The following is a 14,666-nucleotide window of genomic DNA, read 5'->3' as shown; positions in this document are numbered from 1 at the left end:
AATGCCCACAGGCCGTTACCCTAATGTGACTTAAATACTAGCGTGGGGTATTCTCTTACGAGTGATCCCGGCACCCCGCCGAGATCACATTCCCGCGCAGAATGCCGAGCCCTGCCGCTGCTCCGGGAGCCGTTCGCACAATCCAGATGGCAGGGACGGGGGAACCACGTTTCCACCGGGCCACCGCACGCGGTGACCCTCGGGGTTAAGTCGATCCGACTGTCCAGTGCAGAACCTGCATCGTACGCGAATGCGGGACAGCACACGGGTGGCGGACGGCCGGGTGACTCCCATCCGAACCCGACAGCTCACCCCGCAGGCATGGGAGAGGCAAAACACCATGTCACGTACATCCATTCCGGCACGCCACCGCGCCATCACCACCCACTCCATCGCCCTCGAGGGCCTGACTCAGGCCGCGAAGACCAACGCCGTCGCACTGGGCAAGCCAGCCATCATCGCAGCCGCGACCGGCAGCCTCGTCTTCTCCGTCGGAGCCACCGCCCACGCCGGAACCTATACTCAGGACGCCGCAACTACCGCGCAGGCAGCAACCGTTTCGGCACCAGCAGCTGGCGCGGATGCTTATACGGTCGTCGCCGGCGACACACTAGGGGCGATCGCAGCACGGCACGGGATCAACCTTGAGAATCTCCTGGCGCAGAACGGGCTGTCGTACGCCTCGGTCATCTTCCCAGGGCAGCAGATCCAGCTCACTGGCGGCGGAAGCGCTGCCGCCGTCGTTCCAGACGCCGTTCCTGCTGCGGCCGCCGCCCAGGCATTCACGCCAGCACCGGTTGCTCCAGCGCCATTGGCTCCGGCACCGGCCGCACCAGCAATGATGAGCCTGGCTTCCGGTTCCATTACCCCAATCGCACCTGAAAGCTCTTCGGTTTCCGCCAGCGGCGTCGGCGGAGCGCTGGTCGCTTCGGCTTACGGGCAGCTCGGTTCCATCCAGGACTGCACGATTCTCGTCGAGCGTGCACTGCGCTCCATCGGCTTGAACGTCGGCGACCTCGGACCCCTGCAGTTCGATCAGTACGGAACCCGGGTCTCAACTCCAGCGCCCGGTGACCTCGTTGTCCGTCCCGGTCACATCGGTATCTACGTCGGGAACGGCAACGTCATCAGCAGCGGCATGAACGGCTCGAACCTCACCATCGAGCACCCGCTGTCCGACCTCGCCGGCTCATACTTCGTGCGAGTCAACGGCTAGCTCCGAAGCCTCTACGGAACATTGCCGTAAAACTTGATGGGAAGTGGCGGGTGTCCTGAACGGAGGACGCCTGCCACTTTTGCGTTCCTCCAGCAACCAGGAGCCCGCATGCAGGACCGTGCTTGCCCAGAACCGGGACCGGGTCGTCCTCGCTTGCCCATGGCTGGCTGATAGTTACCGGTGAGTCGGACAGGACAGTCACGTTCCAAGCCTCATCATCGCCTATTGCTCTGGGCTGGCACGAATAGCGGTCTAGCTGCCACACCAACATCTCGGCTGTGCATGGCTTTTTCTCACCTAAGTCAAACTCGGATCATTCCGGTCTGCGTCGCCAGGCCCGAGTTGTCACGACATTTTTCGATCGAAGGCTCCGTAGATATGCGAGAGTGAACCGGTGGAAGGAATGCGACAGGAAGACGACCGCCAGTGCAGTTTCCGGGCGTCGATTAAACATGCCCGGTTCACTGACCCTGATGGGCTATTCAACGCAGCAAACGACCTGCAAAAGATCTCGAAGGCAGAAGCGGTCGAGGTGCTGTACCTGCTCGCCATCGACGCCGGCGTGACTGACGCCCTGCTAAATTACGGCACGTTCCTTTGGGACGAAGGCAAACTCGGGCCGGCCATCGCGCCGCTCAAAAAAGCCTACGAAGCAAACGATCCCCACGCTGCGCCGACGCTGGGCCAGATCTACCTGGAACTAGACGACGCCGAGAATGCAATTCTTTGGTTCCAGCGAGCCGGCGACCATCCGACGGTTCCGGTACGCCTGGCCCGCGCCTATCGGGCCCAAGGGAACCAGCGAAGTGCCCTGAAGGTTCTAATCGAAGCCAAAGACAACAATGCCGAAGCCGCGGTTGAACTAGTGCTCGACGGCGAACTCAGCGGGCACGCAGCAGTCGCCCTCCTGCAACACCATGCAGCTAGGGGCAGCGTCGACGTCCTCATTCCCCTGGCGAATCTATACGGTGAGATGGGCCGCACCTCCGAGGAAATTGCGGTGCTCCGCCAGGCCGTCGGTGCAGGGGAACCGAATGCAGCCCACAACCTCGGACTGGCGCTATGGCACTCCGGATACCGGCAGGAAGGGAGAGCGCTCCTGAAGACCGCTGCGCACAACGGTGACCGACTGGCCCGTCGAGCGCTGGAACGATTACGACGAAAGCACCCCAGAAAGTAGGCTCCGCCCATGTAGGGGGTTCATGGGTACAAGCTTTGGCCTGACCCTCAAGCTGGGGAGATCGGCGGACGGATACCCAACGGGTGGAACCTGTCAGCGACATTGCTCGAGGCCGACTATGAACCCGAATCAGACCGCCGCGATCCGCAGTGACCCCACCAGCAATGACATATTTCGCAACGCGAACGTTCGGCCCATCGGTTCGCGGCGTAACGTTGGAGCGGATACGGACTTCGGTTTCCAAAATTCGCACCAAAGGACTATAAGAACTTGTCACTCGAATCATTGCCCGTCCTGGACTACTCGCGGCTGAGCGCAGGCCAGGAGGACGCGTCGCAATTCCGGGACGACCTGCGCAACGCAATGCATGACGTCGGATTCCTCTACTTGGCTGGCCACGGAATCCCGCAGGACCTGGTTGACGCCATGCTTACCACTTCCCGCCGCTTCTTCGAACTCCCGGAGGAAGAAAAACTGCAGCTCGAAAACGTCCACAGTCCCCAGTTCCGGGGCTACACCCGAATGGGCGGTGAACTGACCGATCGGGCGGTCGACTGGCGTGAGCAAATCGATATCGGCGTCGAGCGCGATGCCGTGAAGCCGGGTGCAGGTGTTGCTGACTACTGGCGGTTGGAAGGGCCCAATTTGTGGCCTGCGGAACTGCCCGGGATGCGAGAGGTTGTCGCTGAATGGACACAGCACCTGAGTACCATCTCTCTCGACCTTTTGCGGGCCCTTGCCGTGTCCCTTGGCGCCCCCGAGGATAGCTTCGATGAAGCCTTTGGTTCCAGGGCGTTCCCGATGCTCAAAATTGTGCGCTACCCGGGGGAATCCGGCAGCGAGCCCAAACAAGGCGTGGGGTCCCATCGCGACGGCGGCGTGCTGACGCTGCTGCTGGTGGAACCGGGGAAGGGTGGCCTTCAGGTGGACTACCAGGGGAAGTGGATCGACGTCCCTGACGTTCCGGGAACATTCGTTGTGAACATCGGGGAGATGCTCGAGCTGGCCACCAACGGCTACCTCAAGGCAACACTGCACCGTGTTATTTCACCGGGCACCCGCACCGACAGGATCTCTCTGCCCTTCTTCTATAATCCAGCGCTTGACGCCACCATGCCCGCGCTGCAAATGAGCGCGGAGTTTCACGCTGAAGCCCAGGGACTATCGGTCGACCCGACCAATAACCCAATCCTTGAGACCTACGGGGACAACGCCCTCCGCTACCGGTTGCGGGCCCACCCCAACGTTGCCGCACTTCACCATGCAGACCTCATTTCGCGCAACGAGCAGCAGTAGGCCTGTCCGTTCGCGTTCCCCAGTGCAACGGTCCGGAGCGAGCGACGGCGTTCAACGGATGAGTGCCTCTTCCTCGGTTAGCTGATCGTCTTCCACGTTGGCGTCTCTGAACCTTGAGAAGAGCAGCACAAGGGCCGAAAGCACCATGATTCCGGCGGCGACCCAAAGGGCGCTGGAGGCGTTTGTGTAAGTGGCAATTGCACCACCGAGGGGAGCACCAAGGACGATCATCCCTCGGTTGATCGAGCGTCGGGTAGCGCTCATTCGTGCCATGAGCCCGTCCGGCGTCACTGCCTGCCAGTACCCCATTTCCAAAGGGCCCTCGATGCCCATGGACAGCCAGAAAAGGAATTGTCCTCCAGCGGCGATGGCAAATGCCGCCCAGAGGGCCGCAGGCCACTCGGTAGGCGAGCCGTACACTCGATCATCCAACGCGCCGTTAGCCATCACGGCAGCGACCACGGGGGCAAGGGCAATCAAAGCGAGCGCTACCGGCTGAACCAGCCGCGCGGCAATTATCGTTTTGCCGGTACCCCACCGCTCTCCGGTGCGGATCGAGATAAGAGTCCCCACCACGGAGCCGATTCCGGCGCCGCTAAGCACCAGACCTAGTCCAAGCGCACCGAGCCTCAGATCGTTCAGGACCAGTGCCGGAAGAACCGCGCCCATCATGGCGGAACCGATAAACCAGGCGTGGCTGGACCACGCCAACGGTCTCAGTCGTGGGTGGCGGTAGATCCACCGCAAACCCTCGCCCATCTTGCGCCGCAGGGAACCGTCCGTGCGCACGGGTGGCATGGTGGTAGCCGCATGTTTGAGGGAAAGCAGGACGACGCCGGAAAGAAAGTGGGTTACCGCGCCCACCAGCAAAGCGAGGGGTGCCGTCATCACGGCGACGAGACCACCGGCTACCGCACTACCCATGGTCTGAGCTACGGTGTCGCTTTGCTGGAGACGGGCATTGGCCCGTGTGAGCTGCGGTCGCGGAACGAGTTGTGGCAGGAAGGATTGATGGGCGGCGTCGCTCATTAGCGCCAATGTTCCAAAAGCGAACATCAGGATCATCACCACGGGGACATTCAGGAAACCCAGGACTCCGAGGACACACAAGGTTGCCAGGACCAGGCCGCGCCCGAAGTCACCGGTGATGAGGACTGCGCGACGCCGGAACCGATCCACCCAGATTCCGGCGAGCAATCCAAAGAGGAGGTAGGGTGCCCAGCGGGCAGCATTGACCAATCCTAGGTCGAAGGCTGAGCCATTCAGGGACACGAGGACGAGGACGGAGAGAGCCACCGTGGTGATGTACGCCCCGAAATCTGACACCGTCGATGCGGCCCAGAATCGGACAAAAGCTGGGTTGTGGCGGAGTTTCATGGATCAGGACAGGGGAGCGGGCGGAATCAGCACGAAGTTGCCCACGTGCGCCTTTTCGAGGAACTCCCGTTGGGCGTCCGCGAGCTGGTCGAGCGGGAAGACCTTCGCGAGAAGAGGCCGAATCTCGCCGCGCTCAATGTAGGAGATCACATCAGGGAACACCGCGTCGTCCCAGGCCGTGCACCCGATGAGGGTGAGGTCCTTAAGATAGAAGGTGCGCATATCCAGCTCGACGACGGGCCCGCCGATGGCGCCCGACGACACGTACGTCCCTCCCCTCCGAAGGAGGCTGAGCATCGCTGGAAAGCCGGGGCCCGCAACGTTGTCGATCACGACGTCGACACTTTCCGCGCCCAACACGCCGAGCGGATGGTCCCGCCCGACGACTTGGTCGGCGCCAAGGACCCGGACCCGGGCCTGTTTCGCGTCGCTCGCGATGCCGATCACGTAGGCTCCGCGTCTCTTGGCAAGTTGCACCACGGCCGATCCGACACCGCCCGAGGCGCCCTCGTGCGCCGGGACAGTGACGAATTGTGCGAACGCTCCGTCTCGGTCAGATCCCAACCAGATTGTCTCCTTCGAGGAGCGACCCTGCGTGCGCATGCAGGCGCGAACCAGGACCCGAGCCCCGAGCCCCGAGGACAGACTCGTCGCCCCCTCGGCCGACCGCTACGATTCGGCCGCAGCAGTCGGCGCCCTGGATCAGGGGGAACGGGGTGACGGCATTCCAGCCCCCGTCCGGCCGCGTCGATGTCTGCCCCGACACGTTTTCGGCCGCGTCGTTGGTACCTGTCACGATTGAGGACGAGTACCAGCCGAGCCGGGTATTGATTTCGGTGTTGTTCATGCCAGCCGCCAAGACCTGAACCAGGACTTCACCTTCGCCTGGCACAGGAACTGGAACCTGCGCGACGACCAGCCGATCGTAGCCACCAACACCGGTAGTGACAACCGCCATCATGGCACGGCGCGGCACGACACGGCGCGGTGGGGAGGGGGAAGAGGACATCACTATGCACCCATCTTGCGTCACATAGAGCGCAGTCGCCAACGAGTCACCTAGGTAGCCCTACCCGGGTGTCTCTGGATGATGTTCAGGTTGAATTCGCCAATTGATCGAATAGTCGCAGGTTGATCACGGCTCAGGTTCGTAGCCGATGAGCCAGTGGAGGCCATACCGGTCGATGACCTGACCATCGGAGGCGCCCCACGGTTTCGGGGTCAGCGGATCAATCACCCGGCCGCCGTCGGCGAGTTTGTCGAACCACTCGTGCAGAGCTGCCGGCTGAGCCGTACCCAGCAAGGAGAGCATGAGCCCTTCGAACCGGACACTCTTTTCGCCCTTTCCCGCGTCTGATCCAGCGAGGACGACGCCACCGTTCAGTATTCCATGAGCTATCGCACCGGGCGGGCCGTCGTGCCGACCGAAATCCTCAAGGGTATGCAAGGACAGCTCGCCTCCGAAAACACCCGCGTAAAAGGTAAGGGCCTCACGGGCGGTACCGGGGAAACTGAGGTAGATCTGGGGGCCGGCCATGAAGACATCCTAGGACACCAATGGTGGAGAGGGGCAGCCGCGCCGTGCCGCCCGATCTGAGGTCTAGCTGTTCAGGGTAGCGAGCAGTGGACCCATCCGGTAGGGGATGGGCTGACGAAGGAACATGCTGGTTCTGGTTCGCAGGATGCCCGGGCAGAGGCGGATCTCCTCCGATACCCGGTACAGGTCGTCTGGATCCCGAGCGACGACGCGACAAAGGAGGTCCGTCTCTCCTGCGGGGGCGAGACACTCGACAATTTCCGGGATAGCACGGAGGCCCTCCACGGCTATATCGATCCTGTGCTGGTCGAGTTCCGCTGCCACATGTGCCGAGATAAACAGACCAAGGGCCTCGGGGGCGATACGGACGCTGTGATTTCTCAAGGCACCCTCACGCTCGTACCGCTCCAGGCGCGCCTGGACTGTGCCGCGAGCCAGCCCTGTGCGGTGCGCGATAGCAAGCACGGTCATTCTGGAATCAATGTCGAGCGCCTCCAAAACAGCTCGATCGATCGCGTCCCGGATGGGGCGCGGGTCTTTGTTGCTGACCATGGGTTCTCCTCCTTGAGTGCGGTCAGGATGACCACGGTTGTGGGCCTCGGGGATCCTAGCCTAGTCAGATTGACTACCTAACGCATTGGGCATTGCACAAAGGGGTGGCCATGTTGCTCAATAGAACACAGAACAGTCGGGAAGATATCACCTTCCCAGGCTTCGGGAGCAACCGGCGAGTACACCCCTCAAGGTTGCAGGAAACGCCCTCTCACAAAGAGCGCATCCAGTCCGCCGCGCCACCCCTGCTGCGGACTCCATCGATTCAACCCCATGGTGTAGCGCCTCATCCCCCGGATCCGCGCCCGGCTGCAGACTTTTCGACGCGGTCCTCCTCGTCCACTAGGCTGAGGAAAACTTTCGTCAGCCCGACAGGAGCCCTTCGAAATGCCAAACAGCGTGGAGTCCATCAGCGGTGACGATAAGTTCGCCGGACTGAGGGCAATATTTCTCAATTGCACCTTGAAACGCAGCCCCGAGCTGAGCCACACTTCTGGCCTGATCCGCGTCAGCGCGGATCTGATGCGAAAGAACGGCGTCCACGTCGACATTGTGCGACCGGTTGATCACCCTGTAGCGACGGGTGTGTACCCAGACATGCGGGAGCACGGCTGGGAGGAGGACGCGTGGCCCACCATTTTCGATCAAATTATGCAGGCCGACATCCTGGTCCTCGCGGGACCCATCTGGCTCGGAGACAACAGTTCAGTGATGAAACAAATCATTGAACGCCTCTACGCGATGTCGGGCGTGACCAACTCGCGCGGTCAGTACGTCTACTACGGAAAGGTCGGGGGCGCCCTGGTGACTGGAAATGAGGACGGAGTCAAGCACTGTGCAATGAACATTCTCTACAGTCTTCAGCACATTGGTGTGACCATTCCACCGGCCGCAGACGCCGGCTGGATCGGAGAAGTTGGGCCGGGTCCAAGCTATCTCGACGACGGATCGGGTGGCCCCGAAAATGACTTCACCAACCGCAACACCGCTTTCATGACCTGGAATCTGCTTCATATGGCGCGCATGTTGAAGGCAGCAGGAGGTATTCCGGCGCAGGGTAACCTTCCCGACGCGTGGAAGAAGGGTGACAGGTTTGGATTGGAAGTCAATCCGGAATATCGGTAGGGCCCGGGATGCGCCCAGGATTCGTCATTGGCGGGCATCACATAGACTTCGGCTACTGTCCGTCCAGATTGAAGGAGCCGTGTGCTTGTCACCGTCACTTCGACCGCTCCCAGCGCAATCAATCTGAGCCACCTGCTTCACAAGCACCCTGACCGCGCGCAGGAGTTTGCGCTCAGCGTTGGCAGGGCGCACGTGTTCTACCCGGAGGCGTCTGACGAGCGTCGCACAGTAGCGATGCTCCTCGAGGTCGATCCAATCGGACTGGTTCGCAACAAGCGTTTCCGCGGACGCGACTCTGCCACGCCCGAGCGGTACGTGAACGATCGACCCTACGCTTCGTCGTCGATGGTTGCCGTCGCCCTCGGACAGGTGTTCCGCACCGCGATGAACGGCATGAGCGAGTCGTTCCCGGAGCTTGCCCTATCGAGAATGCCCTTGGAAATTACGGTCGCCGCGCTGCCCGCGCGTGGTCGCGACACTGAAGGCCTCGTCGCGCAGCTGTTCGGGCCCCTCGGCTGGCAGGTGGAGGAAACGGTGGTACCGCTCGATCCCGCGTTCCCCCAGTGGGGTGCCTCACCCTACGTCGACCTCGTCCTGCGCGGCGATGTTCGACTGAGCGAAGCTCTCCGCCATCTTTATGTGCTACTCCCCGTTCTCGATGATGCCAAGCACTATTGGGTGTCTGAGGACGAGATAGGGAAGCTGCTCCGGGCCGGCGACGGATGGCTGCCCAACCACCCGCTACGGGAGCTCATCACGAACCGTTATCTGGCGCATCAACGCTCGATGGTTGACGAGGCGGGGGGGTGCCTCTATGGTTTTCGTCAAGCGGCTGTGGCCGGTCGGGGTTCGTAGGGGGTTCCGTCTCTGAGCATGGCGTAGAGGGTGTCGCAGCGGCGGCGGGCGAGTGCGATGAGGGCTTGGTTATGGCGTTTCCCCTCGGCCCGTTTCCGGTCGTAGTAGGCCCTGGATGGTGGGTCTTTGAGTGCCGCGAACGCGGAGAGAAACAGGGCTCTTTTGAGGATCTTGTTTCCTTTCCGCGAGGGGTGGTCTCCGCGGATGGATGTTCCCGACCGCCAGGTCACGGGGGCCAGTCCGGCGTAGGAAGCCAGATGTCCGGCGGTGGCGAAGTCTTTCCCGACGATTTCGGTGAGGATTCGTGCTGCGGTCCTGACGCCGACGGCCGGGAGCGATGTCAGGACTGGGTGAAGAGGGTGGGCCTCCACGAGGGTTTCGACCTGGGTGAAGACCGTGTCCCGGGATTCTCTGATGTCGGCGAGCATCCTGGCCAGCTGGGGTAACACGATGGTTGCTGCGTTCGTTCCCACGACGGTGACTGTTTGCTGATCCAGGGCGGCGATGATGTCCGTGGCGAGGCGTTCACCCATGCGGGGTGCCTGCTTCGTCAGCCGGTTTCCGATCCGGCGTCGACCGGCGTGGCGTAACGCTTCGGGGGTGGGCCAGATGCGAAGCAGGTCCAGCACGGCGGGGTGGTCTAGGCGTGGGCCGAGGACTCGTTCCAGGGCCGGATGGATCTGGGTCAGCAAGCCTCGGATCCGGTTTGACGTGGCGGTGGCTTGTTTGGCGAGGTCGTCGTCGAAGCCGCAAAGCATCGTCAGTTCGGCGAGCTGTTCGTCGGCGACCTGGATTGATCGCAGCGTGTGGGGCATGGTCCGGGCCGCTTCGGCGATGATGAACGCGTCGCGGGCATCGGTTTTCGCTTCGCCCGGGTGCAGGTCAGCGATCCGGCGCATCGCCAACCCGGGTAGGTAGCCGACAGTGACGTCAGCGGCTTGGGCCACCGCGACGGGGAGTGCCCCGATCGTGGCCGGCTGATCAACCACTAACAGGAGCCTGCCGTGTCGTTTCAGCGTGTGGAGGATTTCGCGCAGCCGGACCTCGTCATTGGGTAAGGCCTTATCGAAGAGCTTCTTCCCTGACCGGTCTAGAGCGACAGCGTGATGTTCTCCTTTGCCGACGTCCAGCCCGATGAAAACATCAATGCTTTCGTGGTTTCCAATCACCTTTTCCTCCTAGTCCAGCACCTAATATTCCAGTGCTGGACTGCCCCATGGTGTCAGAGCCCGGCATCCACGTTACGCACGACCTTGAATCTGTCCTGCCTCTATCAGCGGTCTCTCCGGCACCTACCAACCCCGGTGACAACACCCCCCGGATCATGGATGACTGGGGGCGGCAATCATGCCGGGGCCAGCAGGCCAGCACACCCATATCCTGCAACAGGAACAGGCTACGAAAAAGGTAACGGGGGCGGCAATCATGCCGGGGCCAGCAGGCCAGCACACCCATATCCTGCAACAGGAACAGGCTACGAAAAAGGTAACGGGGGGGGGGGGGGTTGCTGACCGCGCAGTCCAGGCTCAGCGCTCTCGATGACATCCCGGTCACTGATGTGACGGCTGCTACACACCAGGCGCGTTCGGCTCCGCTGTCGTTCAGACGTGCTGACGCAGTGATTGATGCGCTTCACGACGTCGGCGCCCGGCTGGTGGGGGACGTCGGGTGCGGGGAGGGAGCACTGCTCAAACGGTTGGTTGCGGACCCCGGTTTTACGGCGCTCGTTGGCGCTGATGTTTCTGTGACCGCACTCGCCCGGGCCAAACGGACACTCAACCTCCGGGAGGCGAGCGATCGCCAACGAGCCAGGGTGCGCTTGATCCAGTCCTCGGTGACCTACCAAGATGATCGCATCGCTGGCCTGGACGCACTGGTCCTGATGGAGGTCATCGAGCACCTCGACCCAGAACGCCTGCCCGCGCTGGAGTCCTCAGTGTTCGGCGCGGCCGCCCCCACTCAGTGATTGTGACTACGCCGAACAGCGAGTACAATATGCTGTTCGATGAACTCCCCGCTGGCATGTTCCGGCACGCCGACCACCGATTCGAGTGGACGCGGGCTGAGCTCACAACGTGGGCTGAGGGGGTTGCAGCCAGGAATAGTTACACGGTCGAGTACCGCACAGTTGGCGATGTCCACCCCACTCTTGGCTCGGCCACCCAGCTCGCGCTCTTTCGAAAGGCGACAGACCGATGACAGACCTCCCCATTCCATCGATGTCGCTCATCGCCGAGTAGGTTCGGCTGACGTATCAGCTGCCTCTGTCACCACCCGCCGCGCGTCGGCGTATGTCCCTGTCGGGCGTCGTCGGGCATTGCCATGTCGGCTCGCAGGCCGAGGAGCCGGATGGGACGGCCTGCCTCGATCGCGCCCGCGAGGTCCAGGGCACGGGCAAGAATTGCAGTGCGGTCGGATGTTTTGGGAATCTTCTTCGCGTGGGTTTTCGTGAAAAAGGGCGCGTACCGGACCTTGAGGGTCAGTCCGACGACCGGCCGTCCCTCGGATTCGACATCCGTAAGGACACGCGCTGTCAGCTCCCTGATGGCGTCGTCCACCTGGGTCTGTTGTGTCAGGTCCTGCTGGAAAGTTGTCTCCCGGCTATGACCCCGGGCGACCCAGGGGGTGTCGTCAACGACGTCGTCCCCGTCGCCGCGTCCGAGCTCCGCGTACCAGGGACCCATCTTGGGGCCGAACTCCGGGACCAGGGTTGTCGGGTCACATACGGCGAGCTCGGCGACGGTGGTGATGCCGAGCTTGGCCAGCCGGCCCGCTACTTTGGATCCCACGCCCCATAAGTCTTTGGTGGGCCGCCCGCCCATGACATCGAGCCAGTTCCCGGCCGTGAGACGGAAGACACCGGCCGGCTTTCCGAAACCGGTGGCAACCTTGGCTCGGACGAGTGTGTCACCGATACCGACGCTGCAATGCAGCAGTGTTTGCTCGAGAACCGCGGATTGGATCTGTCGGGCGTAGGTCTCAGGGTTATCGATCTTGACGCCGACAAAGGCTTCATCCCACCCGAGCACCTGCACGGTGGCGCCGGGCTGGGCGCGCAGGGTTGCCATCACGGTTCCAGACGCCACAAGATATGCTTCATGATCAACGGGCAGGATCACCGCATCAGGTACTTTCCGGGCCGCAACGCGCAACGGCATTCCGGATCCGACGCCGAAAGCCCGGGCTTCGTAGGAAGCGGTCGACACCACAGCTCGTTCCGTGGGGTCGCCACGCCCGCCCACGATGATTGGCTTGCCTGCCAGCTCTGGCCGACGGAGCACTTCGACCGCCGCGATGAACTGGTCGAGATCGACGTGCAGGACCCAGGGGATTCGGCTCATCTCACCAGTGTGTCCTGAACCTCGCTCGAAAGCATCAGTTTCCCGGCTGGGCCTACCCTCCGAGGTTGCTGATCGTGAATGCCGTGAGAAACCCGACGGCGGTGATGAGGCCAGTAAGGATGTGATGTTCCTCGAAGGCTTCGGGAATCATGGTGTCCGCGATCATCGCAATAATGGCTCCGGCGGCTACGGCGGTGATTCCCGCCACCAGTTCATCTGGAGCATTCTGCAGTGCTGCAAAGCCAACCAGGGCCGAGATACCGGAAAGTGCTGCAATCCCTCCCCAGACACCGAAGACGTATGTTGCGCTCCGGCCAGCCTTTTTCATGCCGGCAGCGCTGGAAAGCCCTTCGGGGAAGTTTGAAATGAACACTGCGGCGAGCATGGCGGGATTGACGGCGCCCAGGGTGGCAACTCCAACCCCGAGGACCACCGATTCGGGAACCCCATCGAGGAGCGCTCCGATGGCGATGGCAGTCCCGCTCCCGGTCTGGTCACTCTCGGAAGGCTGGTGACCGCCAGAGCGTTTGCGATGTTTGGCGCCCGCCCGCGCGAGGAGGGCGTTCGCCCCCACATATGCCAGGGCGCCAGCCAGGAATCCCGTGAGGGTGGGAAGCAACCCGCCGAGCCTGACGGCTTCGTCCATGAGGTCAAACGCCAGGGCCGAGATCAGCACCCCGGCACCGAAGGCCATGATCGACGAGGTGACTTTCGCCGGGATGGTCCATTTCCAGGCAACGGCGCAACCCAACACCAAGGCCGCGCCTGCCGCGGTGCCCCAGATCAGGGCCATGAACCACAGTGGCATTATTTTTTCCTTCTCCAGACGACAGCGACGAGCATAGCGTCCACATTATGCGCATTGGCTACCGGCGTAGGCAGCGGGACGCGTCATCCGTGACGGGGGGGAATGTGCCGGGGGAGAATTTTTCTTAGGCGGTGGTGGGTCCGAGCGGATCCGCAGACCGCTAGGCGGCGCAGGCTCTTTCAACTCGACAAAAATGAATGGGTGTCGGTGTGTGCCCAATATTCGATCCGGTATGGTCTTGTGCAGGCAACCAACGGACGGCTCCGGCGGGAGGTCAATGTCGATTGACCTCCCTCTGGCGGAGATACGGCGCCGGAAGTCACTCGCCGTGATCATCACACTATCGGGGTGCCTGTGCTCGGTGGTAGTGCTCCCGGGAGAGTCCGTGTATTCAAGGACACGGACCCGCTCATTCTCGAATGCAACGCGGTAATTCTCTGGATTTGTCTCGACGGAATCCTTGGCCATGGACGGCAACATACGCTCGTCAGAGATTAGTGCCAAGACGGTTGAGCGACAAGTTGGCAGTGCCATAGCCGGAAATAGGACGCTGCTCAGAAATAGGATGGCCGAATGCCCGATGCGATCTTTTCCAGCGCCCGACTCGCCCGCGCCAATGATCCACTGGATCTGGTGTGGAGTGACCTCGATACCGACACCGATCCTGCTGACGAGGACGGTGCGAGGAGCAGCGAGGAGCAGGTTCCGTTAACTGTTTGGAGCCCGAGGAGAGAATTCTGCTCTAGCGTGGAGGCGTGAGTCTACTTGGGGGAGAAGGAGTTCTACTTCGGCCATGGCGGGCGCAGGATGTGGACTTCGCATATGACTTGTACTCGAACGAGGACGTGCAGCGGTTCCTTGGTCGGATTCCGAAGGTGGTGCGGAGCCGCGCCAGCGCTGAGACGTTGATTCACCGGCTCAGTGCCGTCAAGGACCCGGTGACGGGCTATTGGGTAGTCGGAGATGCTTCCTCGGCTGAGCTTCCCGGGACTGTGATGTTGCAGAGCATTCGGCTGTCAGGTACGGACGGCCCATCAGATGAGGTAGAGATTGGCTGGCATTTCATCCACGGTCGTGGGCCCGCGGCTACGCGACCAGAGCGGCGAAGACGCTTTGCAACCCTGGGGACCCGACCGACCCGGCGATGTGACGGTATGTTGGGGGCCAGGAACTCTACTTGGCGGCGTGTAGCCCTGCGGTCCGTGCCACTCTGATTGTCGACATCACACGGCCTGAAGCGCCCGCCGTCGTGGCGCCGGAGGCGGCTTCCTGCGCTCACCGGACCAAGCCTGCGGGATAAGAGATGCGATTGACCGTCCACCGTTAGCTGTTCGTTATAGGAAGAACCTTTGCTGCGTTGGCGGATCCCGCCCGACGCT

Annotated in this window: 15 protein-coding genes, 1 pseudogene and 1 riboswitch; of the genes and pseudogenes, 8 read left to right on the top strand and 8 right to left on the bottom strand. The window is 62.2% G+C overall.

The genetic code is table 11. The features are described from left to right. Positions 1-124: 124 nt before the first annotated feature. Positions 125-337: riboswitch (cyclic di-AMP (ydaO/yuaA leader) on the top strand. A gap of 3 nt (positions 338-340) precedes the next feature. The 3 genes from ACX80G_RS09615 to ACX80G_RS09605 all read left to right on the top strand — a co-directional run bounded on the left by ACX80G_RS09615 (position 341) and on the right by ACX80G_RS09605 (position 3,692). After that, positions 341-1,216: a LysM peptidoglycan-binding domain-containing protein gene (locus ACX80G_RS09615; protein WP_459307416.1), complete on the top strand. Its 876-nt coding sequence runs from the start codon at positions 341-343 to the stop codon at positions 1,214-1,216. 403 nt (positions 1,217-1,619) lie between these two features. Further along, positions 1,620-2,396 carry a tetratricopeptide repeat protein gene (locus ACX80G_RS09610; RefSeq protein ID WP_459307415.1) on the top strand — a complete coding sequence of 259 codons (777 nt, stop codon included), beginning with the start codon at positions 1,620-1,622 and terminating at the stop codon, positions 2,394-2,396. A 270-nt stretch (positions 2,397-2,666) separates the two neighbouring features. Beyond that, positions 2,667-3,692 (top strand): isopenicillin N synthase family dioxygenase, encoded by a 1,026-nt coding sequence (locus tag ACX80G_RS09605; RefSeq protein WP_459307414.1) that lies wholly within the window; start codon positions 2,667-2,669, stop codon positions 3,690-3,692. Positions 3,693-3,743: 51 nt separating this feature from the next. Here ACX80G_RS09605 and ACX80G_RS09600 read toward each other — a convergent pair whose 3' ends face one another. The 5 genes from ACX80G_RS09600 to ACX80G_RS09580 form a co-directional block, all read right to left on the bottom strand. Then, the gene (locus ACX80G_RS09600) at positions 3,744-5,069 is read right to left on the bottom strand and encodes an MFS transporter (protein ID WP_459307413.1); all 1,326 of its coding nucleotides are present in this window, start codon (positions 5,067-5,069) and stop codon (positions 3,744-3,746) included. 3 nt (positions 5,070-5,072) lie between these two features. Beyond that, entirely contained in the window at positions 5,073-5,633 is a 561-nt protein-coding gene (locus tag ACX80G_RS09595) for a zinc-binding dehydrogenase (RefSeq protein WP_459307412.1), read from the bottom strand. Continuing rightward, on the bottom strand, positions 5,623-6,078 hold the full coding sequence (locus tag ACX80G_RS09590) for an alcohol dehydrogenase catalytic domain-containing protein (RefSeq protein ID WP_459307411.1): 456 nt from the start codon (positions 6,076-6,078) through the stop codon (positions 5,623-5,625). Before ACX80G_RS09590 ends, ACX80G_RS09595 begins: the two co-directional genes overlap by 11 nt. A 126-nt stretch (positions 6,079-6,204) precedes the next feature. Then, on the bottom strand, positions 6,205-6,606 hold the full coding sequence (locus tag ACX80G_RS09585) for a VOC family protein (RefSeq protein ID WP_459307410.1): 402 nt from the start codon (positions 6,604-6,606) through the stop codon (positions 6,205-6,207). A 63-nt stretch (positions 6,607-6,669) separates the two neighbouring features. Beyond that, on the bottom strand, positions 6,670-7,158 hold the full coding sequence (locus ACX80G_RS09580) for an Lrp/AsnC family transcriptional regulator (protein ID WP_459307409.1): 489 nt from the start codon (positions 7,156-7,158) through the stop codon (positions 6,670-6,672). Between the two features lie 387 nt (positions 7,159-7,545). Between ACX80G_RS09580 and ACX80G_RS09575 the strand changes: the two genes are divergently transcribed. Together ACX80G_RS09575 and ACX80G_RS09570 are read left to right on the top strand one after the other, a co-directional pair. Further along, entirely contained in the window at positions 7,546-8,283 is a 738-nt protein-coding gene (locus ACX80G_RS09575; RefSeq protein ID WP_459307408.1) for a flavodoxin family protein, read from the top strand. An 81-nt stretch (positions 8,284-8,364) separates the two neighbouring features. Further along, positions 8,365-9,138, top strand: coding sequence for a 3' terminal RNA ribose 2'-O-methyltransferase Hen1 (locus ACX80G_RS09570; RefSeq protein ID WP_459307407.1), 774 nt, complete (start codon positions 8,365-8,367; stop codon positions 9,136-9,138). Here the strand turns inward: ACX80G_RS09570 and ACX80G_RS09565 are convergent. Beyond that, positions 9,108-10,374, bottom strand: a pseudogene (locus ACX80G_RS09565) (IS110 family RNA-guided transposase). The gene ACX80G_RS09570 and the pseudogene ACX80G_RS09565 overlap by 31 nt on opposite strands. 268 nt (positions 10,375-10,642) lie before the next feature. On the opposite strand from ACX80G_RS09565, the gene ACX80G_RS09560 reads away from it, so the two are divergent. Beyond that, positions 10,643-11,104 carry a class I SAM-dependent methyltransferase gene (locus ACX80G_RS09560; RefSeq protein WP_459307406.1) on the top strand — a complete coding sequence of 154 codons (462 nt, stop codon included), beginning with the start codon at positions 10,643-10,645 and terminating at the stop codon, positions 11,102-11,104. Between the two features lie 301 nt (positions 11,105-11,405). Here ACX80G_RS09560 and ACX80G_RS09555 read toward each other — a convergent pair whose 3' ends face one another. Together ACX80G_RS09555 and ACX80G_RS09550 are read right to left on the bottom strand one after the other, a co-directional pair. Continuing rightward, positions 11,406-12,479 carry a DNA polymerase IV gene (locus ACX80G_RS09555; RefSeq protein WP_459307405.1) on the bottom strand — a complete coding sequence of 358 codons (1,074 nt, stop codon included), beginning with the start codon at positions 12,477-12,479 and terminating at the stop codon, positions 11,406-11,408. Positions 12,480-12,531: 52 nt separating this feature from the next. Beyond that, positions 12,532-13,287, bottom strand: coding sequence for a ZIP family metal transporter (locus tag ACX80G_RS09550; protein ID WP_459307404.1), 756 nt, complete (start codon positions 13,285-13,287; stop codon positions 12,532-12,534). A 573-nt stretch (positions 13,288-13,860) separates the two neighbouring features. Between ACX80G_RS09550 and ACX80G_RS09545 the strand changes: the two genes are divergently transcribed. After that, positions 13,861-14,046 carry a hypothetical protein gene (locus ACX80G_RS09545; protein WP_459307403.1) on the top strand — a complete coding sequence of 62 codons (186 nt, stop codon included), beginning with the start codon at positions 13,861-13,863 and terminating at the stop codon, positions 14,044-14,046. After that, complete coding sequence (locus tag ACX80G_RS09540) at positions 14,043-14,501, top strand: GNAT family N-acetyltransferase (protein WP_459307402.1); 459 nt, start codon at positions 14,043-14,045, stop codon at positions 14,499-14,501. Before ACX80G_RS09545 ends, ACX80G_RS09540 begins: the two co-directional genes overlap by 4 nt. The last annotated feature ends 165 nt before the right edge of the window (positions 14,502-14,666 follow it).

It is taken from the genome of Arthrobacter glycogeni, from assembly GCF_054510815.1.
Note: the sequence above shows the minus strand (reverse complement) of the source record. Positions and strands in the feature narration are given on the sequence as shown.

Coding starts and splice junctions, on each gene's coding strand:
- ACX80G_RS09615 (WP_459307416.1), top strand. CDS start 341: ATGTCACGTACATCCATTCCGGCACGCCACCGCGCCATCACCACCCAC.
- ACX80G_RS09610 (WP_459307415.1), top strand. CDS start 1,620: ATGCGACAGGAAGACGACCGCCAGTGCAGTTTCCGGGCGTCGATTAAA.
- ACX80G_RS09600 (WP_459307413.1), bottom strand. CDS start 5,069: ATGAAACTCCGCCACAACCCAGCTTTTGTCCGATTCTGGGCCGCATCG.
- ACX80G_RS09590 (WP_459307411.1), bottom strand. CDS start 6,078: ATGTCCTCTTCCCCCTCCCCACCGCGCCGTGTCGTGCCGCGCCGTGCC.
- ACX80G_RS09585 (WP_459307410.1), bottom strand. CDS start 6,606: ATGGCCGGCCCCCAGATCTACCTCAGTTTCCCCGGTACCGCCCGTGAG.
- ACX80G_RS09580 (WP_459307409.1), bottom strand. CDS start 7,158: ATGGTCAGCAACAAAGACCCGCGCCCCATCCGGGACGCGATCGATCGA.
- ACX80G_RS09575 (WP_459307408.1), top strand. CDS start 7,546: ATGCCAAACAGCGTGGAGTCCATCAGCGGTGACGATAAGTTCGCCGGA.
- ACX80G_RS09555 (WP_459307405.1), bottom strand. CDS start 12,479: ATGAGCCGAATCCCCTGGGTCCTGCACGTCGATCTCGACCAGTTCATC.
- ACX80G_RS09550 (WP_459307404.1), bottom strand. CDS start 13,287: ATGCCACTGTGGTTCATGGCCCTGATCTGGGGCACCGCGGCAGGCGCG.
- ACX80G_RS09545 (WP_459307403.1), top strand. CDS start 13,861: ATGCCCGATGCGATCTTTTCCAGCGCCCGACTCGCCCGCGCCAATGAT.